The 4941-nt window shown below is 31.5% G+C and carries 3 protein-coding genes; all 3 read left to right on the top strand.

All coding sequences use genetic code 11. The features are described 5' to 3' along the window. Positions 1–735: 735 nt before the first annotated feature. On the top strand, positions 736–1713 hold the full coding sequence (locus tag RH98_RS14630; RefSeq protein WP_010257052.1) for a pyruvate dehydrogenase complex E1 component subunit beta: 978 nt from the start codon (positions 736–738) through the stop codon (positions 1711–1713). Between the two features lie 73 nt (positions 1714–1786). Beyond that, the gene (locus RH98_RS14625; RefSeq protein WP_026038938.1) at positions 1787–4276 is read left to right on the top strand and encodes a DUF5686 and carboxypeptidase-like regulatory domain-containing protein; all 2490 of its coding nucleotides are present in this window, start codon (positions 1787–1789) and stop codon (positions 4274–4276) included. An 83-nt stretch (positions 4277–4359) separates the two neighbouring features. Then, positions 4360–4887, top strand: a complete 528-nt coding sequence (locus RH98_RS14620; protein ID WP_010257046.1) for an inorganic diphosphatase — start codon at positions 4360–4362, stop codon at positions 4885–4887. Positions 4888–4941 lie beyond the last annotated feature (54 nt).

Here is a 4941-nt window from a genome sequence, read left to right as displayed (position 1 = left end):
ATATCTATTTACCTATAAGGTATATAAAGGCTTAAAATTACCTTTCTTTACCTTTCACACCATCAGGATAAACTACAAAAACCCAGTATTTGCAAGGATTTAGCCATGATTCAAAAAGTCACACGGCAGATTTGTTCGGGTAGTGTTCGAGAATTGTTCGAGTAAGCATTGCAAAAACGGGGGTCTTCCCGAACAAAACTGCAACCGTGCCCGAACAACACTGGGACGAAACCCACAAAAAAATTGGAAAATTTGAAAAAAAAATTGAAATAGGGTTGACTTTTTTACAGCCTATTTAGAAGAAAAATTACACTTTGATTTGTGTACTTTTATTTTTATCTCTCAGTTAGAACACTGATTTACAATACAAAGTTACAAATTATTTTGTTAGTACTACTATGATGGAGAATACTAATTAAATAACAATAGCCATTACACATAATGATCCTATCATGAAAAACGCTAAAAATAATTTGTACATAATCGAATATATGAATCTATTTAATTGCAGAATTATATGTTTCATTAAGTTTCACTTCATTATTACTTAACTTTTTAAAAAGAATCAGTAAAACATCATGATCTTTATAAAAATCCTTTCACTAATAGTAGATTTTTCATCTATACGCAGAAAGTATATCAAAACCATTAAAACACATTAATAGATAATCTAGATAAAGATATTTTTTCATATTTTTGCTTTTGTAAATGAATTACAGAATAAAATAGATAATTATGAGAACGATTCAATTTAGAGAGGCGGTATGTGAAGCCATGAGCGAAGAAATGCGTCGCGACGAATCAATATATTTAATAGGTGAAGAAGTAGCTGAATATAACGGTGCTTATAAAGCTTCGAAAGGTATGTTGGACGAATTCGGTCCAAAACGTGTAATCGATGCTCCAATTGCAGAGCTAGGTTTTGCAGGCATTGGGGTTGGATCAGCAATGAACGGAAATCGCCCAATTGTTGAATTTATGACATTCAACTTCTCTTTAGTAGGAATCGACCAAATTATAAACAACGCAGCAAAAATGCGTCAAATGACAGGTGGACAAATAAATATTCCTATTGTATTTCGTGGTCCTACAGCTTCTGCTGGTCAATTAGGTGCTACTCACTCACAAGCTTTCGAAAATTGGTATGCAAACGTACCTGGATTAAAAGTTGTTGTACCATCAACTCCTTATGATGCAAAAGGGCTTTTAAAAGCTGCTATCCGTGATAATGATCCAGTAATATTCATGGAGTCTGAACAAATGTATGGTGATAAAGGAGAAGTGCCTGATGGAGAATATATAATTCCATTAGGAGTAGCTGACATTAAAAGAGAAGGAAAAGACGTAACTATTGTTTCTTTTGGAAAAATCATTAAAGAAGCTTTTAAAGCAGCTGATGAATTAGAAAAAGAAGGAATCTCTTGTGAAATCATTGACCTTCGTACAATTCGTCCATTAGATCATGAGACAATTCTAAACTCAGTTAAGAAAACAAATCGTTTAGTAATTCTTGAAGAAGCTTGGCCATTTGGTAGTATTTCATCAGAAATTACTTACATTGTTCAAGAGAGAGCATTTGATCATTTAGATGCCCCAATACAGAGAATCACTACAGCAGATACACCTGCGCCATATTCTCCAGTATTGTTAGAAGAATGGCTGCCAAATGCTAATGACGTAGTAAAGGCAGTAAAAAAAGTTCTATATAAGTAAAAATTACAGTATATTTGACTACTCCATCTTAATTTTTGTTAAGATGGAGTTTTTTTATTATACACTCTTAGCTATGAAAAATAAAATACAGTTTTTAATATTATTCTTGTTGTTTCCCTTGGTCTTTTTGGGGCAAACAAAAGTAAGTGGTAAAATTATTGATAATAACAATGAAGAAGTTCCATATGCAAGTGTATATTTCAAAAACTCTACTGAAGGTATTGTTGCAAATGAATATGGTAAATTCTATTTAGAATCAGCTAAGACATATGATGTATTAGTTGTTTCTTTTGTAGGATACAAAACATTAGAAATCCCACTATCAGCAAAAAACAACTTTGATATGCAGGTTGTCTTAGAAGAAGACAACTTACTAGCCGAAGTTAAAATCTATGCTGGAAAAACGTCAAAGAAAAACAATCCAGCATTAGACATTCTTCGAAAAATATGGGAAAGAAAACGCAAAAACGGTCTTAATATGTTTGCGCAATACGAATTCGATAAATATGAAAAAATTGAATTTGACCTGAATACAATAGACAGCGCATATCAAAAAAAGAAAATATTTAGAGGGATGGAGTTTATCTTCAATCAAGTCGATACTTCTAAAATTACTGGAAAAACATATCTCCCTATTTTCATTAATGAGAATATTGCACAAGTCTATGGAGATAATAAAGAAAACAAAAAAAGAGAAAAGACTATTGGTAATAAAAACTCAGGGTTTGATACCAATCAACATATTATTGCCTTTGTAAAAGATTTATACGCTGAGTATAATATCTATAATAACTACATTAAAATTTTTGAAAAAGACTTTGTAAGTCCACTTTCTCGCACTGGTATCAATGTCTATAACTATGTATTAGCAGATAGTGCATTTATCGAGGATAAATGGTGTTATAATATTGTTTATTACCCTAGAAGAAAAGGAGAACTTACTTTTAAAGGTGATTTCTGGGTGAATGATTCCACATTTGCTATTAAGAAAATAGCAATGGAGGCAAGTAAAGATGCTAATATTAACTGGGTAAAAGATATTTATATCGAACAGGAGTTTGATGTAGTTAATGACTCTGTTTTCTTATTAACTCGAGATCACTTTATGTCAGATTTTGCGCTTTCAAAGAAAGAACACTCTAAAGGTGTTTACGGTAAGCGAACATCAATATATAAAAATCATAAGTTTGATATAAAACACCCTGATGAATTTTATGTCGAAAAGGTAAACCAATTTGACGAAACAGTATATAAGCGAGATGCTGACTTTTGGACTGCTTATCGATTCGAGCCATTGAGCAAAGACGAAATAGGCGTTTATAAAATGTTAGATACATTAAAGACTGTACCTAAATTCAAATTCTTATTTGATTTATCTTCTACGATTATTGGTAATTACTATAATATAGAAAAGTATAAATTCGATTACGGACCTATCTTCTCTACTTTTGGCTATAATGATATTGAAGGACTGCGATTACGTGCTGGAGGAAGAACTTATTTTGGAGCGAATGACAAATGGAGATTAGAGGGATATACGGCTTATGGATTCAAAGATGATCAATTCAAATATGGAATTAATGGTCGCTTCTTATTGAACTCACCTACTCGATTAATTTTACATGGAGGTAATAGACGCGATATAGAACAAATCGGTGTAAGCTTAACAGAGTCTAATGATATACTAGGTCGTAGCTTTGCCTCAAATAGTTTATTCGCTAGTGGTGATAATTCTAAGCTTACATCTATTAATTTATCAACACTTGGTTTAGAAATCGAACCTTGGAAGAATTTAAAATTTGAAACAACATTTTCATTCAGAACCTTAAAACCTGCATCAGACCGATTTAATCTAGACTACTATGTAGACAAAGAAAATAATGTCATACGAGATGAAACGAAACAATCTGAAATCAATTTTGCAATTGATTACACTCCTGGACGTAAAACAATTGGTTATGGTGTAGATAGAACAGATGTTGACAAAAAATACCTTCGCTTGTATTTAAGATATAGCCAAGGTATGAAAGGCGTTTTTGATAGTGATTTCAAATATGAAAAATTACAGTTCTATGCTAGAAAACCACTTTTATTAGGAGGGATTGGAACATTGACTACAACCTTTGAAGCAGGTAAAACTTTTGGTGATGTACCACTTGGTCTATTAAACGTCGTACCGGGTAACCAATCGTGGTTTAATATCGAGAATACATTTGCCAATTTAAATTATTACGAGTTCGTTACTAATGAATACGCTTCTCTACATCTAGAACATAACTTTGGAGGTCGTTTATTATCACGTATTCCATGGTTAAGAGATTTTAATTTAAGAGAGATAATAGGTGTTAGAGGTATCTATGGAAAAATATCTCAGGGTAATATTGATTTAAACGCTTCTAGTCTTATTTATAAAGCACCAGAAGATGTATATTATGAATATTATGCCGCGATAGGAAATATTTTCAAAATATTTCGTCTCGATTTAAGTTGGAGAGGAAACTATACTAATATGCCAGATGCAAGAAAATTTGCAATTAGAGGTTCATTTGCAATTTATTTCTAATTCTATCATCAAAACTTGTTAGAAACAATGATTTAGAGTACTTTTGCATCCAATTTAGAATAGAGATAAAATAATAAAAGAATATGAATACATTTGAAACTTTTGATGCCTTTGTTGAGATACCAGCAGGAAGCAGAAACAAATACGAATATGATTTCGATTTAAAAAGATTAAGATTTGACAGATTATTATATTCTAATATGAGATATCCTGCTGACTATGGATTTATTCCAGAAACGTTAGCATTAGATGGAGATCCATTAGATGTTTTAGTAATGTTTACAGAACCTTCTCTACCAGGATTAGTTGTAGAAGTAAAACCAGTAGGTATTTTCTTTATGGCTGATGACAAAGGAGATGATGAAAAAATCATTTGTGTTCCAGTTTCTGATCCAATCATGAACAAATTAAACGACATCAATGATGTAAACGAACATTTCAAAAAAGAAGTAGAACACTTTTTTAAAGTTTATAAAGACTTAGAAAATAAAAAAGTTACTACTAATGGTTTTGGAGATAAAGCTGCTGCAATCAAAATGATTAAAGAATGTAAAGAGCGCTTTGACAATATTAAAGATAAAAAAGAAGGATTATTTAGTATCCGTTTCTAATTTACGATATACAAAACAAAAGAGGATGGTATTACACCATCCTATACTACGTGT

It is taken from the genome of Myroides injenensis M09-0166, from assembly GCF_000246945.1.
Lineage (GTDB): Bacteria > Bacteroidota > Bacteroidia > Flavobacteriales > Flavobacteriaceae > Flavobacterium > Flavobacterium injenense.
This window is presented reverse-complemented; position numbering and strand designations above follow the sequence as displayed.

Excerpts from the sequence above, each read along its gene's own strand:
- RH98_RS14630 (WP_010257052.1), top strand. The coding sequence starts at position 736 with ATGAGAACGATTCAATTTAGAGAGGCGGTATGTGAAGCCATGAGCGAA.
- RH98_RS14625 (WP_026038938.1), top strand. The coding sequence starts at position 1,787 with ATGAAAAATAAAATACAGTTTTTAATATTATTCTTGTTGTTTCCCTTG.
- RH98_RS14620 (WP_010257046.1), top strand. The coding sequence starts at position 4,360 with ATGAATACATTTGAAACTTTTGATGCCTTTGTTGAGATACCAGCAGGA.